Annotated in this window: 20 protein-coding genes; 11 read left to right on the top strand and 9 right to left on the bottom strand. The window is 65.2% G+C overall.

The features are described 5' to 3' along the window. Positions 1 to 32 precede the first annotated feature (32 nt). The 4 genes from mdh to CI41S_RS02535 all read right to left on the bottom strand — a co-directional run bounded on the left by mdh (position 33) and on the right by CI41S_RS02535 (position 3887). A complete protein-coding gene (gene mdh, locus CI41S_RS02520; protein ID WP_139479983.1) occupies positions 33 to 1001 on the bottom strand; it encodes a malate dehydrogenase in 969 nt (322 codons plus the stop codon). A gap of 221 nt (positions 1002 to 1222) precedes the next feature. Beyond that, entirely contained in the window at positions 1223 to 2407 is a 1185-nt protein-coding gene (zapE, locus tag CI41S_RS02525) for a cell division protein ZapE (RefSeq protein ID WP_139857257.1), read from the bottom strand. Positions 2408 to 2543: 136 nt separating this feature from the next. Then, positions 2544 to 3080, bottom strand: a complete 537-nt coding sequence (thpR, locus tag CI41S_RS02530) for an RNA 2',3'-cyclic phosphodiesterase (protein ID WP_139479985.1) — start codon at positions 3078 to 3080, stop codon at positions 2544 to 2546. Between the two features lie 171 nt (positions 3081 to 3251). Further along, positions 3252 to 3887, bottom strand: a complete 636-nt coding sequence (locus CI41S_RS02535; RefSeq protein WP_139858544.1) for an arylesterase — start codon at positions 3885 to 3887, stop codon at positions 3252 to 3254. A 55-nt stretch (positions 3888 to 3942) separates the two neighbouring features. On the opposite strand from CI41S_RS02535, the gene CI41S_RS02540 reads away from it, so the two are divergent. From CI41S_RS02540 to CI41S_RS02555, 4 genes are all read left to right on the top strand, one after another. Beyond that, the gene (locus CI41S_RS02540) at positions 3943 to 4662 is read left to right on the top strand and encodes an ABC transporter ATP-binding protein (protein ID WP_139857258.1); all 720 of its coding nucleotides are present in this window, start codon (positions 3943 to 3945) and stop codon (positions 4660 to 4662) included. Next, on the top strand, positions 4659 to 7229 hold the full coding sequence (locus CI41S_RS02545) for an ABC transporter permease (protein WP_139857259.1): 2571 nt from the start codon (positions 4659 to 4661) through the stop codon (positions 7227 to 7229). Before CI41S_RS02540 ends, CI41S_RS02545 begins: the two co-directional genes overlap by 4 nt. A gap of 233 nt (positions 7230 to 7462) precedes the next feature. Continuing rightward, on the top strand, positions 7463 to 8251 hold the full coding sequence (locus CI41S_RS02550) for a Bax inhibitor-1/YccA family protein (RefSeq protein ID WP_139479988.1): 789 nt from the start codon (positions 7463 to 7465) through the stop codon (positions 8249 to 8251). Positions 8252 to 8335: 84 nt separating this feature from the next. Continuing rightward, positions 8336 to 8878: a GNAT family N-acetyltransferase gene (locus CI41S_RS02555; protein WP_139857260.1), complete on the top strand. Its 543-nt coding sequence runs from the start codon at positions 8336 to 8338 to the stop codon at positions 8876 to 8878. Positions 8879 to 9094: 216 nt separating this feature from the next. Here CI41S_RS02555 and CI41S_RS02560 read toward each other — a convergent pair whose 3' ends face one another. The 3 genes from CI41S_RS02560 to acnA all read right to left on the bottom strand — a co-directional run bounded on the left by CI41S_RS02560 (position 9095) and on the right by acnA (position 13723). Further along, positions 9095 to 9466 (bottom strand): DUF2794 domain-containing protein, encoded by a 372-nt coding sequence (locus tag CI41S_RS02560; RefSeq protein ID WP_139857261.1) that lies wholly within the window; start codon positions 9464 to 9466, stop codon positions 9095 to 9097. A gap of 528 nt (positions 9467 to 9994) precedes the next feature. Next, complete coding sequence (locus CI41S_RS02565) at positions 9995 to 10756, bottom strand: DUF1223 domain-containing protein (protein WP_139479991.1); 762 nt, start codon at positions 10754 to 10756, stop codon at positions 9995 to 9997. 246 nt (positions 10757 to 11002) lie between these two features. Beyond that, positions 11003 to 13723: an aconitate hydratase AcnA gene (acnA, locus tag CI41S_RS02570; RefSeq protein WP_139857262.1), complete on the bottom strand. Its 2721-nt coding sequence runs from the start codon at positions 13721 to 13723 to the stop codon at positions 11003 to 11005. A gap of 241 nt (positions 13724 to 13964) precedes the next feature. Between acnA and ccmA the strand changes: the two genes are divergently transcribed. From ccmA to CI41S_RS02595, 5 genes are all read left to right on the top strand, one after another. Beyond that, the gene (gene ccmA / locus CI41S_RS02575) at positions 13965 to 14567 is read left to right on the top strand and encodes a heme ABC exporter ATP-binding protein CcmA (RefSeq protein ID WP_139857263.1); all 603 of its coding nucleotides are present in this window, start codon (positions 13965 to 13967) and stop codon (positions 14565 to 14567) included. Between the two features lie 259 nt (positions 14568 to 14826). Then, the gene (ccmB, locus tag CI41S_RS02580; RefSeq protein WP_139857264.1) at positions 14827 to 15495 is read left to right on the top strand and encodes a heme exporter protein CcmB; all 669 of its coding nucleotides are present in this window, start codon (positions 14827 to 14829) and stop codon (positions 15493 to 15495) included. A gap of 76 nt (positions 15496 to 15571) precedes the next feature. Beyond that, a complete protein-coding gene (locus tag CI41S_RS02585) occupies positions 15572 to 16366 on the top strand; it encodes a heme ABC transporter permease (RefSeq protein ID WP_139857265.1) in 795 nt (264 codons plus the stop codon). 4 nt (positions 16367 to 16370) lie between these two features. Then, positions 16371 to 16550, top strand: coding sequence for a heme exporter protein CcmD (gene ccmD, locus CI41S_RS02590; protein WP_139479995.1), 180 nt, complete (start codon positions 16371 to 16373; stop codon positions 16548 to 16550). Continuing rightward, positions 16547 to 17140 (top strand): DsbE family thiol:disulfide interchange protein, encoded by a 594-nt coding sequence (locus CI41S_RS02595; RefSeq protein WP_139857266.1) that lies wholly within the window; start codon positions 16547 to 16549, stop codon positions 17138 to 17140. Before ccmD ends, CI41S_RS02595 begins: the two co-directional genes overlap by 4 nt. Positions 17141 to 17234: 94 nt before the next feature. On the opposite strand, the gene CI41S_RS02600 is transcribed toward CI41S_RS02595, so the two are convergent. Both CI41S_RS02600 and ftsY read right to left on the bottom strand, forming a co-directional pair. After that, a complete protein-coding gene (locus CI41S_RS02600; RefSeq protein ID WP_139857267.1) occupies positions 17235 to 17837 on the bottom strand; it encodes a septation protein A in 603 nt (200 codons plus the stop codon). Between the two features lie 61 nt (positions 17838 to 17898). Beyond that, positions 17899 to 18846, bottom strand: coding sequence for a signal recognition particle-docking protein FtsY (ftsY, locus tag CI41S_RS02605; protein ID WP_139857268.1), 948 nt, complete (start codon positions 18844 to 18846; stop codon positions 17899 to 17901). Positions 18847 to 18895: 49 nt separating this feature from the next. On the opposite strand from ftsY, the gene CI41S_RS02610 reads away from it, so the two are divergent. Together CI41S_RS02610 and CI41S_RS02615 are read left to right on the top strand one after the other, a co-directional pair. Continuing rightward, positions 18896 to 19597, top strand: coding sequence for an RluA family pseudouridine synthase (locus CI41S_RS02610; RefSeq protein ID WP_172626615.1), 702 nt, complete (start codon positions 18896 to 18898; stop codon positions 19595 to 19597). A gap of 111 nt (positions 19598 to 19708) precedes the next feature. Continuing rightward, the gene (locus CI41S_RS02615; protein WP_139857269.1) at positions 19709 to 20842 is read left to right on the top strand and encodes a DUF2336 domain-containing protein; all 1134 of its coding nucleotides are present in this window, start codon (positions 19709 to 19711) and stop codon (positions 20840 to 20842) included. Positions 20843 to 20849: the final 7 nt, after the last annotated feature.

Raw genomic sequence — 20849 nt, forward strand, 5'->3', positions numbered from 1 at the left:
GGAATCGCCTATCGGGTCATTGCCAAGCCAAATTACTTGCCGAGCAGATCGGGCGCGATCTTCTTGCAGGCGTCGACCAGGCCCTGCACCGCGCCGACCGACTTGTCGAAGGCTTCGCGGTCCTTGCCGGCGAGCTCGATCTCGACCACGCGCTCGACACCCTTGGAGCCGATCACGACCGGGACGCCGACATACATGTCCTTCACGCCGTATTCGCCGTTGAGATAGGCGGCGCAGGGCAGCACGCGCTTCTTGTCCTTCAGGTAGCTCTCGGCCATCTGAATCGCGGAGGCCGCCGGCGCGTAGAACGCCGAGCCGGTCTTCAGCAGGTTGACGATCTCGGCGCCGCCGTTGCGGGTGCGATCGACGATCTCGTCGACGCGCGCCTGCGAGGTCCAGCCCATCTTGACGAGGTCGGGCAGCGGGATGCCGGCGACGGCGGAATAGCGGGTCAGCGGCACCATGGTGTCGCCGTGGCCGCCGAGCACGAAGGCAGTGACGTCTTCGACGGAGACGTTGAACTCGTCGGCGAGGAAATAGCGGAAGCGCGCGGAGTCGAGCACGCCGGCCATGCCGACCACCTTCTTGTGCGGCAGGCCCGAGGCCTTCTGCAGCGCCCACACCATCGCGTCGAGCGGGTTGGTGATGCAGATGACGAAGGCGTCGGGCGCGTACTTCTTGATGCCGGCGCCGACCTGCTCCATGACCTTGAGGTTGATCGAGAGCAGATCGTCGCGGCTCATGCCGGGCTTGCGCGGCACGCCGGCGGTGACGATGCAGACCTTGGCGCCGTCGAGCGCTTCATAGGAATTGGCGCCGACCAGATTGGAATCGAAGCCGTCGACCGGCGACGACTGCGCAATGTCGAGCGCCTTGCCCTGCGGCACGCCCTCGGCAATGTCGAACAGCACGACGTCTCCCAATTCCTTGAGGCCGACGAGGTGCGCCAGCGTTCCGCCGATCTGTCCGGAGCCAATCAGTGCAATCTTGTCGCGTGCCATGGGAAATCAGTCCTTCGATCTGGATGCAGGAGGGAGGGAAGTCGGTTGCAAGGGTGGTTATCCCTTTCGAATGATCCATTCAAGTCGCGGGCCGCAAGTCGAGGCCTGCCGATTGGCCGCCCTGCCTCGAATTCGATCAGGCATGCCAGCGACATCAGCCCTGGACGCACGAAAAATTGCTCCGAACCGGGCGGCACGCAAGGCCGAATTGAAGGCTGAAATCAGGTTTCGACCAGGCCGGTCGACGCGCCGCTTGCCGAGGAATCCTTTCGGCCGTGCGGCAGCGCCAAATAGGATTCCGAGCTCATCTCGATCAGGCGCGAGGCGGTGCGCTTGAACTCCATCGCCTCATTGCCGTCGTCGGCAAGGTACAGCGACACCGGGTCGGCCTCCGCGGAGGCCATCAGCTTCACGGCATTGTCATAGAGCGTGTCGATCAGCGAGATGAAGCGCTTGGCGGCGTTGCGCTCGGCGTAATCCATCACCGGAATGTGGTCGACCAGCAGCGTGTGATAGTCGTGCGCGAGCCTGAGATAGTCGGACGCGGCCAGCGGCTGCTCGCAGAGCTCGGCGAAGCTGAAGCGCGCGACGCCGTGCGCCGCGCACGGCACGTGCAGCACCCGCCCCTTGATCGTGATGTCACGCGGCTTGCACGGCGCATTGCCGGTCATCTTGCGCCAGGCCGCATCGAGCGCGGCGCCGGCGGCGGCATCATCGGGCACCAGCCACATCTTCACGCCGAACAGTTTTTCCAGCCGGAAATCGGTGCGCGCATCGAGCCGCAGCACGTCCATGTGCTCGGCGATCTGCGCGATGAACGGCAGGAACAGCGCACGGTTGAGGCCGCCCTTGTAGAGATCGTCGGGCGCGACGTTCGAGGTCGCGACCACCACGGTGCCGAGCTCGAACAGCTTTGCGAACAGACGTCCGAGGATCATCGCATCCGCGATGTCGGTGACGTGGAATTCGTCGAAGCAGAGCAGCCAGGCTTCGTCGAAGATCGCCTGCGCGGTGAGCGCGATCACGTCGCCATCTGCGATCTCGCCGCGCGCGATCTGCTGGCGATAGCCGTAGATGCGCTCATGCGCCTCGGCCATGAATTCGTGGAAATGCGCGCGGCGCTTGTGCTCGACCGGGCTCTGCTGGAAGAACAGGTCCATCAGCATGGTCTTGCCGCGGCCGACCTCGCCATGGACATAGAGCCCGCGCGGCTTGTCGTCCTTGTCGCCGCCGAACAGCCGGCCGAACAGGCCCTGCTTGCGCTGCGGCTTGTAGTACGAGAGCCGCTCGTCGAGCGCGCCGAACGCCTCGGCGGCGCGCGCCTGCGCTGGATCGGCCTCGATCGCGCCGGAGGCGACCAGGGTGTTGTAGTGTTCGAGGAAAGAAGCGGGCGAGGTGGACTGCATCGGCCCACCTTACGGCCCTACTGCGCGGGAAAATGCAAGCCGTGAATTGGGGCGATAGCCATGCAAGCGCACGCCTTGCATGCCACGGCCGACCGGACGAGCCGGCCGCACAGAACACCGCGGCCTGGATCAAGCCCTACGCGCAGAGCGCGTAGGCATCCTCGACCACGTAGGGTCCGCCGCCGGTCGACGCGCGCGACGAGTACAGCACGAAGCGGTCTGCCATGAAGCTGCGGCTCGGGAAGTAGCCGCGCACCGACAGATAATCCGCGACGTCCTGGCTCGATGCGTCATGCAGACGCGCGAGCGTGACATGCGGCGTGAACTTTCGCCCCTCGGGATCGAGCCCCATCCGCTGCATCATCCGCTCGAGCTCGGCCTGCAGCTCGATCAGCGGCCGGCTCGGCTCGACGGAGGCAACCACGGCGCGTGGCTTGCGTCCGCCGAAGCTCGAGAGGCCCTTGAGCTTGACCTCGAACGGTTTGCGGTTCACCCGAAACAGCATCGACGCGATCTCGTTGGCCCAGAGGCCGTCGATATCGCCGATGAAGCGCAAGGTGACGTGATAATTTTCGGGATCGATCCAGCGTGCGCCGGGAAGGCCGCCACGCAAATTGGAGAGGGTCTGACCGATATCGGCCGGAATTTCCAGTCCAGTGAACAGACGCGGCATCGCAATAATCCTCGATGCAGTGGCGCGAGTTTTGGGAGCCCGCGCCGTCGAACACACCCCGGTGACGAATCACCGACGTCTCTTTTGTACCCGAGTTATATGACTCTGCGAAGCATAACGCGTTAACAGCTCGTAAAGCTCCGGTTAATCCACCAGCCCGCCTTCTGCTTTTCAGCCACGCTGCGCAGATAATGATCCGAGCAGTGCCTCCACCGTAGGCAGGATATTTTTCACAACGATATCGACGCCCTCCGCAGTCGGATGCATGCCGTCGGCCTGGTTGAGCTTGGCATCGGCGGCAACGCCATCGAGAAAGAACGGGTACAGCGGCACGCCGAAGGCCTTTGCGAGATCGGGATAGATCGCGTTGAACTTCGCCGCATACTCAGTGCCATAATTCGGCGGCGCTAGCATGCCGCACAAGAGCACCGCGATGTTGCGCGCCTTCAACTTTGTGATGATGTCGGACAGCGCGGCGCGGGTCACCGCGGGATCGGTGCCGCGCAGGGCATCGTTGGCGCCGAGTTCGAGAATCACCACACTGGTTCCATCGGGCACCGACCAGTCGAGCCGCTCGCGGCCGCCCGAGGAAGTGTCGCCGGACACCCCGGCATTGATCATGTCGACCTTTATCCCCTTGGCTTCCAAGGCTTTTTGGAGACGGACCGGGAACGCCGCGCCGGCCGGGAGGCCGAAACCGGCGCTCAAGGAATCGCCCAGAACGACCATTTTGATCGGCTTCGCCGGGTCCGCCGTCTGCGCATTTGCCGCCGTCATCAGGCCCATAAGCAACACGAGTATGTGCACGAAGATTCGCAACCGGCCCTCGACCGCAACCGCGGAAGTGCCATATGACCAAACCATGGACAGCCTCATCGAATCCCCTTCATTGACCGGCGTCGAGCCGGACACGATCTCTGTCAAGAACGTCAACCTGTCGCTCGGCACCGGCGCCGCACGGGTCCATATCCTCAAAGATATCAGCCTTCGTGTGGCAGCGGGTGAGGCCATCGGCCTGATCGGCCCGTCAGGTTCGGGCAAGTCGACCTTGCTGATGGTGATGGCGGGGCTGGAACGTCCTGACAGCGGAGAGGTGGTCGTGAGCGGCACCTCGTTCAATGCCCTCGATGAAGATGCGCTGGCGCGTTTCCGCGGCCGCCAGGTCGGCATCGTCTTCCAGTCGTTCCATTTGATCCCGACCATGACGGCGCTGGAGAACGTCGCGGTGCCGCTCGAACTCGCCGGCAATGCGGATGCCGCGGAGCGCGCCGCGCAGGAGCTGCAATCGGTCGGTCTCGGCGAGCGGCTGCATCATTATCCGACGCAACTCTCCGGCGGCGAGCAGCAGCGCGTGGCGATCGCGCGCGCGCTGGCGCCCGATCCCGCGATCCTGGTCGCCGACGAGCCGACCGGAAATCTCGACGAATCGACCGGCAAGCAGATCGTCGATTTGCTGTTCACCAAGCACGCCGAGCGCGGCATGACGCTGGTGCTGGTGACGCACGATCTCGCGCTCGCGCAGCGCTGCGATCGCGTGGTGCGGCTGCGCTCCGGCCGCATCGACGGATCATCCGCGACATGAGCATCGCGTCCGAAGTCGCGGTGCAGGGCCGCGCGTCGTCGCTTGCCTTCCGTTACGCGCTGCGCGAATTGCGCGGCGGCCTGCGCGGCTTCTACGTGTTCATCGCCTGCATCGCGCTCGGCGTGATGGCGATCGCCGGCGTCGGCTCGGTCGCCGCGAGCCTCGGCGACGGCCTGTCGCGCGAAGGCCGCACCCTGCTCGGCGGCGACGTCGCCTTCTCGCTGATCCAGCGCGAGGCCAAGCCCGAGGAGGTCGCCTATCTGCGCACCCGCGGCGAGGTCTCGGTCGCGGCCACGCTGCGCGCGATGACCCGCAGCGGCGACGGCAAGCTGGCGCTGGTCGAGCTCAAGGCGGTCGACGGCAACTATCCGATGCTCGGCGAGCTGACGCTCGAGCCGAAAATGCCGCTCGCCGATCTGCTCGCCGAGCGCGACGGCGCCTATGGCGCCGCGGTCGATTCGACCTTGCTGGCGCGGCTCGATCTGAAGCTCGGCGACCGCGTCAACATCGGCAGCGCGACCTATCAGATCCGCAGCGTCGTGGTGTCGGAGCCGGACAAGCTCGCCGGCGGCGTCGGCCTCGGCCCGCGCTTCCTGGTCAGCGAAGCCAGCCTGCGCGCCACCGACCTGCTGCAGCCGGGCAGCCTGGTGCGCTGGATCTATCGGGTGAAGCTGCCTGACGGCGCCAATGACGAACGCGCCACCACGGCGCTGATCGACGGCGCGCGCAGCGCGGCGCCGCAGGCCGGCTGGGAAGTCCGCAGCCGCAGCAACGCCTCGCCGCAGCTCGAACGCACCATCAACCGCTTCACCCAGTTCCTGACCCTGGTCGGCCTCGCCGCGCTCCTGGTCGGCGGTGTCGGCGTCGCCAACGCGGTGAAGAGCCATATCGACCGCCGCCGCGACGTCATCGCTTCCTTCAAGGCACTCGGCGCCACCGGGCGCGACGTCTTCACGATCTACCTCACGCAAGTTGTGGTGCTGGCCGGCATCGGCTCGGTGATCGGGCTCGCGCTCGGCGCCGCGCTGCCGTTCGTCGTCGTCGGCCTGTTCGGCAAGGTGCTGCCGCTGCCGGTGGTGCCGACGGTGCACCCCGACGAGCTTGCGTTGTCCTTCATCTACGGCCAGCTCACCGCGCTGGCCTTCGGACTGTGGCCGCTCGGCCGCGTGCACGACGTGCCGGTGGCGGCGCTGTTCCGTGAGACCATCACCAGCGAATGGCACCGGCCGCGCTGGAGCTATCTCGCGCTGATGGCCGTGGTGATCGTGCTGCTGATTGGCGTGGCGATCGGGCTCGCCTACGACAAGCGGGTCGCCTCGGTTTTCGTCGCCTCCTCGATCGCGGTGTTCCTGCTGCTACGGGGGATCGCCGAACTCCTGATGGCGGTGGCGCGGCGGTTGCCGCGCAGCCGCATGACCATGCTGCGGCTGGCGATCGCCAACATCCACCGGCCGGGCGCGCTGACGCCGTCGGTCGTGCTGTCGCTCGGGCTCGGGCTCGCCGTGCTGGTCACCATCACCCAGATCGACGGCAATCTGCGCCGCCAGTTCCTCGCCGCGCTGCCGGAGCGGGCGCCGTCGTTCTTCTTCATCGACATCCCCTCCACCGAAGCCGATCACTTCGGCGCCTATCTGAAGCAGATCGCCCCTGACGCGACCGTCGAGGACGTGCCGATGCTGCGCGGGCGCATCGTCGCCGCCCGCGGCGTCAAGGCCGACCAGCTCAAGCCATCCGTCGATTCGGAATGGGTGCTGCAGAGCGACCGCGGCCTGACCTACACCGGCGAGGTTCCGAAGGGCTCCAAGATCGTCGAGGGCGAATGGTGGGGACCGGACTACAGCGGGCCGCCGCTGGTCTCGATGGAGAAGAAGATCGCCGACGGCCTTTCCTTAAAGATCGGCGACGAGGTCGTCGTCAACGTGCTCGGCCGCGACGTTCCGGCGAAGATCGCCAATCTGCGCAACATCGACTGGCAGGGACTCGGCATCAATTTCGTGCTGGTGTTCTCGCCGAATGCGTTCAAGGGCGCGCCGCACAGCCATGTCGCGACCCTGACTGAGGTGAATCCGACCGCCGCCGATGACGCGCGCATCATCAAGCAGGTCGCCGATGCCTTCCCGATGGTGACGAGCGTGCGGGTCCGCGAGGCGCTGGAAACGGTCGGCAGTGTCGTCAGCAACCTCGTGCTGGCGATTCGCGGCGCCAGCGCGGTTACGCTGATCTCGGCGATCCTGGTGCTCGGCGGCGCGCTCGCCGCCGGTCACCGCCACCGCGTCTACGACGCCGTGATCCTCAAGACGCTGGGCGCCACGCGGGTCCGGCTGCTCGGCGCCTATGCGCTGGAGTACCTGATGATCGGCCTTGCAACCGCCGTGTTCGGCGTGATCGCGGGCTCGGTTGCGGCCTGGATGATCGTGACGCGGCTGATGACGCTGAGCTTCATCTGGCAGGCCGGCAGCGCCGCGCTGGTCGTGGTCGCCGCCCTCATCGTCACGGTCGGGTTAGGACTGGCCGGAACACTGCTGGCGCTGAACCAGAAGCCGGCCTCGGTGCTGCGCAATTTGTGACATTATGTAGCGGCGTTAACGCCGCTTTTGCCTATATACGCCGGGTTAGAGCGACATTCAGCCGCGCGTGGAAGCTTGCGTCGGCTGTGCTAATTTCCCACATACCAAGCGGGTCGGATGGCCGCTATGATGACGCGGAATTAATGTTCCTCAAGTCACGCCATCTGAGATAGATTTACACCGGCGCCGCAAATACCTTGCGCTCCACCGGGACCAACCACGGGAATTCGACCATGTCGGACCTAGACCGCAATTACACTTCTCCATTCGGCCGGGCCGCCGGACGCATTGACACTGTGGCCGTCGACGCGGGTCTGCGCGCCTACATGCTGCGCATCTACAACTACATGAGCATCGGCCTCGCCATCACCGGCCTCGCCGCGCTCGGCGTCTACATGGCCGCGGTGGCGGATCCGGCTTCGGCCGTCGCGCACTTCGGCAAGGTGCCGCTGACGCAGTTCGGCTACGCGATGTTCGTGAGCCCGCTGAAGTGGCTGTTCATCCTCGCCCCTCTGGTGATGGTGTTCGTCATCTCGGCCGGCATCAACCGCCTGCAGCCGGCGACCGCCCAGCTCCTGTTTTGGGTGTTCTCGGCGCTGATGGGCCTGTCGCTGTCGTCGATCTTCCTGATCTATACGCACACCTCGATCGTGCGCGTGTTCTTCATCACCGCGGCAACGTTCGGTGCGCTCAGCCTCTACGGCTACACCACCAAGCGTGACATGAGCGGCATGGGCTCGTTCCTGTTCATGGGCCTGATCGGCATCATCATCGCGAGCCTGGTCAACCTGTTCCTGGCGAGCACGGCGCTGCAGTTCATCGTGTCTGTTGTCGGCGTGCTGGTGTTCGCCGGTCTCACCGCCTGGGACACCCAGCGGCTGAAGAACGACTACATCTACGGCTACGCCTCGCAGGGCGGCGTGATGGCAGAGCGTGCGGCGATCACCGGCGCACTCTCGCTCTACCTGAACTTTATCAACCTGTTCACGCTGCTGCTGCAGCTGCTTGGCCAGCGCGACTAAGCCGCACGAGCCAGCCAATCGAGTTAAGCCCCGGCCTCGCGGCCGGGGCTTTTCTTTTGCGCGGGGCAAAAATAGTGTCGCGCCATGTCCGAGCTTAAGTCCAATCCCGAGATCAGGCCCGCCACCGAGGCCGACCTTGCTGCCGTCACGGCGATCTACGAGCAGGCGGTACGCTTCGGCACCGCGACCTTCGAGCTGATCCCGCCCGACCTCGCCGAGATGACGCGCCGCTACCGGGCGCTGGCCGACGGCGGCTTCCCCTATCTCGTCGCCGTGCTCGACGGCCGCGTCGCCGGCTACGCCTATGCCGGCCCCTACCGGCCGCGTCCGGCCTACCGCTTCACGGTCGAGAACTCGGTCTATCTGGATCCTGCCGTCCATCGCCGCGGCATCGGTCTCAGGCTGATGGAACGGCTGATCGCCGACTGCGAGGCCGCCGGCTTCCGCCAGATGATTGCGGTGATCGGCGATTCCGCCAATGCGGGCTCGATCGGACTGCACGGCAGATGCGGCTTCCAGATGATCGGAACCCATCCCAGCGTCGGCCTGAAATTCGGCCGCTGGCTCGACACCGTGATGATGCAGCGCGCGCTCGGCGAAGGCGCGGCGACCGTGCCGGCGGATTGACGCTAGCCCGGATGGAGCCAACGGGTCGCGAACGATGACAGGCTCCGCGCAATCCGGGACCACGGATTTCTCTTCTCCTTCCCCCTGAAAGGGGGAAGGTCGGGATGGGGGTCCAGCCGCAAACGACGCTGTACGCGGAGAGATTAGATCCCCACCCGCTTTGCTCTGGCGAGCAAAGCGACCTCCCCTTTTCAAGGGGAGGTGGAAGCTGCGCGCCTACACCAGCGCCAGCTTGCGGTCGATCACCAGCAGCACGCGTTCGAGTTCATGGCCGCGGCGCAGGATCAGGCCGGTCGCCGAAATCACGCTGTACATGCCCTGCTTGCGCGCGAGGCGCGGATCCTTCTCGATGCGGTAGATCGGCACTTCGGACGCGCGGCGAAACACCGAGAACACCGCGCGGTCCTTGAGGAAGTCGATCGCATAGTCGCGCCACTCACCGTCGGCGACCATGCGGCCATAGAGATTGAGAATGCGATTGAGCTCAAGTCGATTGAACGTCACACGGTTGGACTGAGGGGCCGCCGCGGCGGGACGCGCCACGGCGCGGCTCCCGCTCGGATCAGTATCCTCCGAGATCAAACTCATCGAGCGCCTCCTGTCATCTCAGTAACGATCACACCCAAACCGGTCCCTGCTTGTTCGGGATCGTCACGAGGCTGACATGATTGCGCTAAGCGCAGAGCGCCGCAAGGGCCCATTCGCGAGGCAACCGAACCTTAACCACTTCGAGCGCGACCGATTGTCCCGAAAATCCCTTATCTCTGAAGGACTCACGGGAACGTTAGCGGAATCATATTGCTGCCCCACTTCCGCCAATCGCCCGCCCTGCTGCCTTGCGAAAACAAAATCCTGCGTTGGCCCGGTCCTTTCGGTTCCGGATTCCTCAGCCCCCAGCCCCCCGGGGCCGTCGGGATCGGGCCTGTTCGCAGGGGAGTTAATCCCAACACTGGGCCAACGAAAGTTGGTCCTTTTTGTTTTTGGGGACTGCTCGACGCGGCGCGATCGCGTCACGCGCAAGGCGCGGACCACCTTCGTTGCAAAAGATGTCTGGAAGGACGCTCGACGGACGTCGCGCATTGCACGACGCCGTTGACGACGATTGCGTGCTAACGGTTAGCGAAGCGACGTGATCGCCGCGCCGAGCATCGGGCCCGGCTTCTCACGATTGCCGTCCTGGATATAGACCGCCGCGGCATCGACGCCGTCGCGCGTGATGTTCTCCAGCGGCACGGTCCAGCTTCCGGACGAACCGTTCCAGTCACCGACCTTCAGGAGATTGCGCACCACATTGTGGTAGGTGATCTCGCGGCCGCGATTCTCGCCGCGCGCAATCGAGATCGGCACCGACTTCGAGATCGAGCAGATCCAGACCTCGCCGCGCGCCGCCGTCGGCGACTTGGCCGCAGCCACCGAAACGTTGATCTGCTTGCCGCTCAACGTCAGCGTCACCGGCACCGACATCACGCCGGCGCTGTTGTCGGTGGCCTTGATCGCGCTCTCGATGCTGTCGCGGTCGCTGCCGATCACATGCGCGGAGCCGTTGATCACCGCCTGCGGCGTGTAGACGTCGCGATCGCCGCGCATATGCGAATAGGCTTTCTGACGCGCGCTGAAACGGGAATCGGCCAGCGTGTCCTTCCAGCCGAGATAGTCCCAATAATCGATCGGCATGCTCAGCGCGATGACGTTGGGATCCTTCGCAAGCTCACCGATGACCTTGTCCGCGGGTGGACAGGACGAGCAGCCCTGCGAGGTGAAGAGTTCGACGACAGCACGCGGGTCGGCGTGAGCGGGGCGGATGATCGCGATGATTGCGCAGATACCGAGGGCGCTGGACCATTGCGATATGCGATTATAGGCCATCATCGCTGTCATACTGCGAACCAGTCGTGATGATTTCCATCCGTAATTGTACGGAGCATGAAGTTGTCCCTAAAACTGCGTGCCCCAAAACGCCAGAAAGCGGCCTTTGTCATAGGCCGCCTTCTTTTTGGTCGCTACTCACTAAGCGGTGAGCCACCGATCACAAATCCGCGTAGAGCATGATCCGGACCCGGAGGGCCGCGTTAGCGCAAAGTGCGAAGCGGTTTTCCGTGCAGATCATGCTCAAACGGAGGGCCTTTAAGCCGCGAGTTTGCGCAGCACATAATGCAGAATGCCGCCGTTGCGGTAGTAATCGAGCTCGTCCAGCGTATCGATGCGGCAGAGCAGCGGGACGTCCTTCTTGCCGCCGTCGCTGGAGACGATTTCGGCGGTCAGGGTCTGGCGCGGCTTCAGATCGCCCTGCAGCCCGCGGATCGTGACCTTCTCATCGCCCTTCAGACCGAGCGACGACCACGATGCGCCGTCCTGGAAGGTGAGCGGAAGCACGCCCATGCCGACCAGGTTGGAGCGGTGGATGCGCTCGAAGCTCTGGCAGATCACCGCGCGCACGCCGAGCAGGCGCGTGCCCTTGGCCGCCCAGTCGCGTGACGAGCCGTTGCCGTATTCGGCGCCGGCGAACACCACCAGCGGCACGCCCTCGGCCTGATACTTCATCGCAGCGTCGTAGATCGACATCTGCTCGCCGTCAGGCCAGTGCTTGGTGAGACCGCCCTCCGGAATATTGCCGTCGGCGCCCTTCAGCATGAAGTTCTTGATGCGGATGTTGGCGAAGGTGCCGCGCATCATCACTTCATGGTTGCCGCGGCGCGTGCCGTACTGGTTGAAGTCGGCGGGGCGCACCTGGTGCTCGCTGAGGAACTTGCCGGCGGGCGAGGTCAGCTTGATCGAACCAGCCGGCGAGATGTGGTCGGTGGTGATCTTGTCGCCGAACATCGCGAGGATCCGTGCATCGACCACGTCCGTGATCGGCTCGGGCTCCTTCTTCATGCCCTCGAAATAGGGCGGGTTCTGCACATAGGTCGAGCTCATGTTCCAGCGATAGGTCTCGCTTTCCGTGGTCTTGATCTTGCGCCAGTTGGTGTCGCCCTTGAACACGTCGGCGTACTTCTTCTTGAAGATCGTCGCGGTGACGAAGCGCTTCATGAAGGCGTTGATTTCCTTCGCGGTCGGCCAGATGTCCTTGAGGAACACCGGCTTGCCGTCCTTGCCGATGCCGAGCGGCTCGACCGCGAGATCCTTGGTCACGGTGCCGGCGATCGCATGCGCCACCACCAGCGGCGGCGAGGCGAGGTAGTTCGCCTGCACGTCGGGCGAGACGCGGCCTTCGAAGTTGCGGTTGCCCGACAGCACGGCGGCAGCGACGATGCCGTTCTCGTTGATCGACTTCGAGATGTCTTCCGGCAGCGGGCCGGAATTGCCGATGCAGGTGGTGCAGCCGAAGCCGACCAGGTTGAAGCCGACCTTGTCGAGATCGGCCTGCAGGCCGGAATTGGCGAGATATTCCGCCACCACCTGGCTGCCCGGCGCCAGCGAGGTCTTCACCCACGGCTTGGCCTTGAGGCCCTTGGCCGCCGCCTTGCGGGCCAACAGGCCGGCGCCGATCAAGACGCTCGGGTTCGAGGTGTTGGTGCAGGAGGTGATCGCCGCGATCACGACGTCGCCATGGCCGAGATCGAAGTCGCGGCCTTCGACGGCAAAGCGCTTCTGCTCACCGTCGGGCTTCTTGTACTCGTTGACCAGCGCGGTCGCGAAACCGGTCGAGACCGCCGGCAGCGCGATGCGACCCTCGGGGCGCTTCGGTCCGGCCATCGACGGCACGACGTCGGCGAGGTCGAGCGTCAGCGTGGTGGTGAAGACCGGATCGGCCGACTTGGCGGTGCGGAACAGGCCCTGCGCCTTGGCATAGGACTGCACCAGCTTGACGCGATCGGCCTTGCGGCCGGAGGTCTTGAGGTAATCGATGGTCGCGGCATCGACCGGGAAGAAGCCGCAGGTCGCGCCGTATTCCGGCGCCATGTTGCCGATGGTCGCCTTGTCCGCGACCGAGAGGTAGTCGAGGCCCGGGCCGAAGAATTCGACGAACTTGCCGACCACGCCGAGCTTGCGCAGCATCTGGGTGACGGTCAGCACGAGGTCGGTCGCGGTGACGCCCTCCTTGAGCTGGCCCTTGAGCTTGAAGCCGACGACCTCGGGCAGCAGCATCGACAGCGGCTGGCCGAGCATGCAGGCTTCCGCCTCGATGCCGCCGACGCCCCAGCCGAGCACAGCGAGGCCATTGACCATGGTGGTGTGCGAGTCGGTGCCGACCAGCGAGTCCGGATAAGCGACCTCGAAGGTGCCGGTCTTCTTGCCGACCGTCATCTTCTCCTTCTTGGTCCACACCGTTTGGGCGAGATATTCGAGGTTGACCTGGTGGCAGATGCCGGTGCCGGGCGGCACCACCGAGAAGTTCGAGAACGCCTTCTGGCCCCACTTCAGGAACTCGTAGCGCTCCTGGTTCTGCTTGTATTCCTCGACCACGTTCTTGCCGAACGCCTTGTTGTCACCGAAGAAGTTGACGATCACAGAGTGGTCGATGACGAGGTCGACCGGCACCAGCGGGTTGATCTTCTCGGCATCGCCGCCGAGGTTCTGCATCGCGTTGCGCATCGCCGCGAGATCGACCACGGCCGGGACGCCGGTGAAATCCTGCATCAGGACGCGCGCCGGGCGGAAGGCGATTTCGTGCTCGAGCTGGCGCTTCTTCAGCCACTTCGACACCGCGACGATGTCGTCCTTCTTGACGGTGCGGCCGTCCTCGTTGCGCAGCAGGTTCTCGAGCAGAACCTTCATCGAATATGGCAGCTTCGAAATGCCCTTCAGTCCGTTCTTCTCTGCCGTGGGCAGGCTGTAATAGACGTAGGTCTTGCCACCGACCTTCAAGGTCTTGCGGCATTTGAAGCTGTCGAGCGAGGTCATGCGAGGGATCCCAATTTTTAGTTTGTACCCAGAAAGGGTAACTAAACACCGGCGGCGCGCTGGCTAGCTAGGACAGGCCGGGGTGGCTTGCGGCCGCCGATTGTGTGTGCTGCATCAAGTTCCGGGCTTATAGAACCTTTCTAGAAGCACCGCCACACCGACAAGCGTGCGACAGCGTTGCGCGACCCAAAAATTCTCACGCGGTAGCGAAAGATTTCAGAGGGCTGTGACAAGACCAACCATGCGGCTCTCGGGACGAAATCTGACATGCGTGCGCGGCGGCCGGCAGGTGTTTTCCGGACTGGATGTGTCGGCCGCCGCGGGCGAGGCGCTGGCCATCACCGGGCCGAACGGCGCGGGCAAGACCTCGCTGCTCCGCGTCATTGCCGGGCTGCTGGTCCCGGCCGAAGGATCGGTCGCGCTCGAAGGCGGCGATAACGAGTTGAGCTTGCCGGAGCAGGCGCACTATCTCGGCCACCGCGACGCCCTGAAGCCGGCGCTCAGCGTGCGCGAAAATCTGTCGTTCTGGCGCGACTTCCTCGGCGGCGACACGCAGGACACGCAGCAATGCCTTGCCGCCGTGGCGCTCGATCACGCCGCGCATCTGCCGGCCGCCTACCTCTCCGCCGGCCAGCGCCGCCGCCTGTCGATCGCGCGCCTACTCTCGGTGCGGCGGCCGGTCTGGCTGCTGGACGAGCCGACCTCGGCGCTCGATGCGGCCGGCCAGGCGCTGTTTGTCGGGCTGATGCGCGACCATCTCGCCGGCGGCGGCATCGTGATCGCGGCCACCCACCTGCCGCTCGGGCTCGACGCGCGCGAACTGCGCATGGGAGGCACGGGATGATCGCGCTCTTCCTCTCGTCACCAACCACAGCTCTCTCCGTTCCCTCCCCCCTTGCGGGGGAGGGTCAGGGAGAGGGGTGCCACACGACGTGCTCTCTCCATGTGTCCGTCTGTCAGCACCCGAGATTGGTAGAGCAACGTTCTCCTCAAACATCTCGCCCGGGGCCACCCCTCTCCCCGGCCCTCCCCCGCAAGGGGGGAGGGAGCGCAGCGCGTGCGGGGCGAGATTTGGGCTTCTCTCTGCATAGCGAGCGCCCCGCATGAGCGCGCTCGCGGCACTGATCCGGCGTGACATCAGGATCGCGCTGCGCGTCGGCGGCGGGGCGCTGATCGGGGTGCTGTTCTTCCTCACCGTCACCGTGCTGATGCCGTTCGCGGTCGGGCCGGACCTTGCCCTGCTGTCGCGGCTGGGTCCTGCGATCCTCTGGCTCGGCGCGCTGCTGGCGAGCCTGCTCACGCTCGACCGGCTGTTCACCGCCGATCACGAGGACGGCTCGCTCGACCTCATCGTGATGAGCCGGACGCCACTGGAACTGGCCTGCGCGGCCAAGGCGCTGGCGCATTGGCTCGCCGCCGGCCTGCCGCTGATCGTCGCGACGCCTGTGCTCGGCCTCTTGCTCAATCTCGACGGCACCGCGACCCTGGCGGTGGCGCTGACGCTGCTGGCGGGAACACCGGCGCTGACCTTCACCGGCATGATCGGCGCGGCGCTGGCGGTGACGCTGCATCGCGGCGGGCTGTTGCTCGCCGTGCTGGTGCTGCCGCTGTCGATCCCGGTGCTGATCTTCGGCGTTGCGGCCTCGCAGGCGGCGATATCGGGTCCGATGTCGTTTGGAACGCCGTTCTCGATCCTGTGCGCGCTATCGCTGTTCAGTCTGGTTATCGGGCCGTTTGCCGCCGCCGCCAGCCTGCGGCACGGGCTGGACTGAAACGGAACAGATCAATTCTCGACGAGAGGACATTGGCCGATTGCCCGCGACACATCAGGCGACTATCAGGAATGTCATGACGCTGACCGATCTTGCCAACCCGACCAGATTTCTGGCGCTGACCACGCGGATCCTGCCGTGGCTGGCGGGCGCGACCGCGATCCTGCTCGCGATCGGCCTCTATCAGTCGGTGATGGCGCCCGACGACTATCAGCAGGGCGCCACGGTCAAGATCATGTTCATCCACGTGCCGAATGCGTGGCTGTCGATGTTCGTCTGGGGCGTCATGAGCATCGCCGCGCTCGGCACGCTGGTGTGGCGGCATCCGCTCGCCGATGTCGCGGCGAAGTCAGCCGCGCCGATCGGCGCCGCCTTCACCTTCCTTGCGCTGGTCACCGGCTCGCTGTGGGGCCGGCCGATGTGGGGCACCTACTGGGAATGGGATGCGCGGCTGACCTCGGTGCTGATCCTGTTCCTGATGTATCTCGGCCTGATGGCGCTGTGGCGCGCGGTCGAAGATCCCTCGCGCGCGGCACGCGCTGCGGCGGTCCTCACCTTGGTCGGCGCGATCAATATTCCGATCATCAAGTTCTCGGTCGACTGGTGGAACACGCTGCACCAGCCCGCCTCGGTGTTCCGCGCCGGCGGACCGACGCTCGACAAGGCGTTCCTGTGGCCGCTGCTGGTGATGGCGATCGCGTTTTCGCTGCTCTTCATCACCTTGCACCTCGCCGCAATGCGCAACGAGATCTTGCGCCGGCGGGTGCGCAGCCTGCAGATGATGCAGGCCAGCAGCAGCAGAACGTTTTCGGCCGAAGCGGGCAGCGCTTCGTGTGAAGGAAACGGGTCAAAAGAAATCGGGATAGCGTGACGCGATGTCGCTCGGCCCCTACGCCTCCTTCATCGTGACCTCCTACGCGCTGGTGACGGCGGTCGTGCTGCTGCTGATCGTCTGGATCGTCGCCGACTATCGCCGGCAGCAGGCGCGGCTGAGGGAGATCGAGGCCAGCGGCGTGACGCGCCGCTCCGGCCGCAGCGCGGCGGACATGCGATGAGCGAGCAGGCGGCCAATCACCCACCACAGGGCCGGCGCTGGCTGGTGCTGCTGCCGCTGGTCATCTTCCTCGGGCTCGCGGGCCTGTTTTTGCTGCGGCTCTATGGCGGCGATCCCTCGAAAATCCCGTCGGCGCTGATCGGCCGGCCGGCGCCGCAGACCGCGCTGCCCGCGCTCGAAGGCCTGGCAAAGGACGGCACGCCGGTTCCGGGGCTCGATCCCGCCGTGTTCAAGGGCAAGGTCAGCGTGGTCAATGTCTGGGCGTCCTGGTGCGTGCCCTGCCATGACGAGGCGCCGCTGCTGACGGAGCTCGGCAAGGACAAGCGCTTCCAGATCATCGGCATCAACTACAAGGACGCGCCCGAGAACGCCCGGCGCTTCCTCGGCCGCTACGGCAATCCGTTCGGCATCGTCGGCGTCGACGGCAACGGCCGCGCCTCGATCGAATGGGGCGTCTACGGCGTGCCCGAGACCTTCGTGGTCGGGCGTGAGGGCAAGATCGTCTACAAGCTGGTCGGCCCGGTGACGCCTGACAACGTCAACACCGTGCTGAAGGCCGAGATCGAGAAGGCGTTGGCAGCGGGTAGCTAACCGCTGTCGTTCCGGGGCATCGCGGGAGCGATGAACCCGGAACCTCGAGATTCCGGGTTCGGCTCTGCGAGCCGCCCCGGAATGACGGCGAAAATCACCCCTTCCGCACGTCGCCGGCGTCAGCCTCGCTCGTCTCCAGCGAGACCGGCTCGAGATGATAGCGCTTGGTCAGCGGCATCTGGGCGATGGCGAAGACCATGGTCAGCGGCGTCACGCCGAACACCTTGAAGTTCACCCAGAAATCCGTCGACTGGGTGCGCCAGACGATCTCATTCAGGATCGCCATGCCGGCGAAGAACAGCGCCCAGCGCGCCGTGAGGATGCGCCAGCCCTGCGGCGTCAGGTTGAACATCTGGTCGAACATGATGGCGATGAAGGAGCGCCCGAACAACAGCCCGCCGCCGAGCACGGCCGCAAACAGCCCGTAGATGATGGTCGGCTTGAGCTTGATGAAGGTCTCGTCATGCAGCACCAAGGTCAGCGTGCCGAACACCAGCACGATGGCGCCGGTCACCAGCGCCATGATCGGCACGTGCTTGGTGACCACATAGGACGCGATCATCGCCGCGACGATCGCGACCATGAAGGCGCCGGTCGCCGCGAACAGATGATATTTTGCATTCACGACAAAGAACACGAGCAGCGGCCCGAGCTCGGTCGCAAGCTTGAACAGTGGATGCGGCTGGGTCTTGTCCATCAATTCTCTATCTTGGTTTGAGGCATGACCTGATCCGAAAACCGGTTACCACTTTTCGGGGTCATGCCTCGATTCCAGCAATCGCCTTGGCAAAATCCTTCGCCGCGAACGGCGCGAGATCCTCGACGCCTTCGCCGACGCCGATGAAATGCACCGGCAGCTTGTGCTTCTCCGACAGCGCGACCAGGATGCCGCCGCGCGCGGTGCCGTCGAGCTTGGTCATCACCAGGCCCGTGACGCCTGCCGTACGATGAAATGCCTCGACCTGCGACAGCGCATTTTGTCCCACCGTGGCGTCCAGCACGAGCAGCACGGCATGCGGCGCCGCGGCGTCGACCTTCTTGATGACCCGCACCACCTTTTCGAGCTCGTTCATCAGTTCCGACTTGTTCTGCAGCCGCCCGGCGGTGTCGATCAGCAGCACGTCGCGCTGCTGCTCCTTGGCCGCGGTCAGCGCCGTGAAGGCAAGGCTTGCGGAGTCCGAGCCCTGGGCGCCGGCAATGACCGGCGATTTGGTCCGCTCGCCCCAGACCTTGAGCTGCTCGATCGCCGCGGCGCGAAACGTGTCGCCGGCCGCCAGCATCACCTTGCGGCCTTCAGCGGAGAATTTTGCCGCCAGCTTGCCGATCGTCGTGGTCTTGCCGGAGCCGTTGACGCCGACCACCAGGATCACGAACGGCTGCTTCGCGGCATCGATTTCCAGCGGCTTCGCCACCGGCGACAGCACCTTCTCGACCTCGATCGCGACAACATCCTTGACCTCGTCGGCGGAGATCGCCTTGTCGTAACGGCCCTTGCCGACCGCATCCGCGATCCTGACCGAGACCTCGGTGCCGAGATCGGCGCGCAGCAGCACATCCTCGATGTCATCGAGCATGGCGCGATCGAGCTTGCGCTTGGTGACGAGATCGGCGACCGCAGTTCCGAGCGCACCCGAGGTGCGCTTCAGACCGCCGGTCAGCCGCTGCCACCAGCTCTTCTTGGGGGGTTCCGCAGTGGTATCGTTCATGGCGCGGCTGTGTTAGCCGTTTCGCCCCACAAACGAAAGTCTCGACGAATTGATCGATGTTCCCTCATTGACCCCTGAACAAATCCAGGCGCGGGTGCTCCACCGCGACGGGCTGATGCTGGTCATCGACAAGCCACCCGGGCTGCCGGTGCATCGCGGTCCCAAGGGCGGCCCCAATCTCGAGGCATCGTTCGACGCGCTCCGCTTCGGCCTGCCGCGGCCGCCGGTGCTGGCGCATCGGCTGGACAAGGACACGTCCGGTTGCCTGGTGCTGGGACGCCATCGCAAGGCGACCGCCTCGCTCGGGCTGCTGTTCAAGCATGGCAAGATCGCGAAGACCTACTGGACCGTGGTCGAGGGCGGGCCCGCGGAAGATGAGGGGACTATCGACCTGCCGCTCGGCCGGCTCAACGCCGAACGCGGCTGGTGGCAGAAGCCGGACCCGGATGGGCAGAAGGCGGTCACCAACTGGAAGGTGCTGGGGCGCGGCCAAGGTCTCACCTGGCTTGCGATGGAGCCGGTCACCGGCCGCACCCATCAGCTGCGGGTGCATTCGGCCGCCACCGGCTGGCCGATCGTCGGCGACAACATCTACGGCAACGGCCCGCGCTTCGGCGAGCCGATCCTGCATCTGCATTCCCGCGAGATCGGCATCCCGATCTCCCGCAACAAGGAGCCGGTGCGCGTGGTCGCGCCGCCGCCGGAGCACATGCGGGAGCGGCTCACGGCTTGCGGCTGGAACGGCGAATAGACACCAGAGACCCCGGGATTTTACGGATCGTTATCCTTTACCGATCATTCGGTTCCGTCCGGTAGTCCTGCAAGCTGGCCAGAAAAGCGCCGCCACGGCTCAGGACGAGCAATGCAGAATGCAGGGCAATCCATTGTCGATGAGGTCGAGGCTGCGATCCGCGCCGGTTCGGCCGAAAAATGCATGGCGACGGCCAAGCGCGTCACCGACCTGTTCCTGACATCGGCCGGCAGCTTCAACGCCGAGCAGATCGAGCTGTTCGACAACGTGCTCGAGCGGCTGGTCAACACCATCGAGCTGCGGGCGCTGGCCGATCTCAGCGCCCGGATGGCGCTCGCCGAGATCAGCGAGCAGCTGGCACCGGTGGCGCAGGCGCCGCCCGCGCTGGTTCGCCGCCTTGCCAAGAACGACGAGATCAGGATCGCGCGGCCGCTGTTGCAGGAATCCTCGCGCCTGAGCACCGAGGATCTGGTCGAGATCGCGCAGACCAAGAGCGAGCAGCATCTGCTTGCCGTCGCCGGCCGCTGGTGGCTGAAGGAAGCCGTCACCGACGCGCTGTTGGCGCGCCGCTTTGCGAGCGTGAGCCGGCGCCTGGTCAGCAATCCCGGCGCAAAAGTGTCGGCGAGCGGCTTTACCGTGATCCTCGCCCAGGCCGAATACGATCCCGACCTTGCGGTCGAGACCGGCATCCGCGCCGATCTGCCGTCCGAGCTCCGCCTGCAGCTGCTGCACGAGGCCACCGAAGAGGTGCGCGGCCGGTTGCTGGAACGCGCCCCGCCGCATCTGTTCGAGGAAATCCGCCACGCAATCGCCGCGGTCGCCGCCGGCGTGGAGCGCGATATGTCGCGGGTCCGCGATTTCACCGCGGCGAAGCGGCACGTCGCGAAACTCAAGGAGAGCGGCGAGCTCGACGAAGCTGTCCTGTTCAACTTCGCCAGGCAGCGCAAATACGAGGAGACAGTGGTTGCGCTGGCGTATCTGGCGCAATCGAGCATCGAGGTGATCCGTCCCTTGATGCAAAGCCTGCGCAGCGAAGGCCTGCTGGTGCCCTGCCGGGCCGCAGGGCTGAGCTGGGACACCACCGCAGCGATCATGGAATGCCGCTATACGACCGGCTCCATGGGACCAGCGGAACTCGTCAACGCCAAAAGCCAGTTCACGCGATTGACGCCGGGCAATGCCGACCGCCTGTTACGCTTCTGGCAGGTCCGCGCATCGCAATCGCCACCGCCGGGCAAGCGCTAGCCTTTCG

Origin of the sequence: Bradyrhizobium ivorense, from assembly GCF_900696085.1 — a bacterium.
Lineage (GTDB): Bacteria > Pseudomonadota > Alphaproteobacteria > Rhizobiales > Xanthobacteraceae > Bradyrhizobium > Bradyrhizobium ivorense.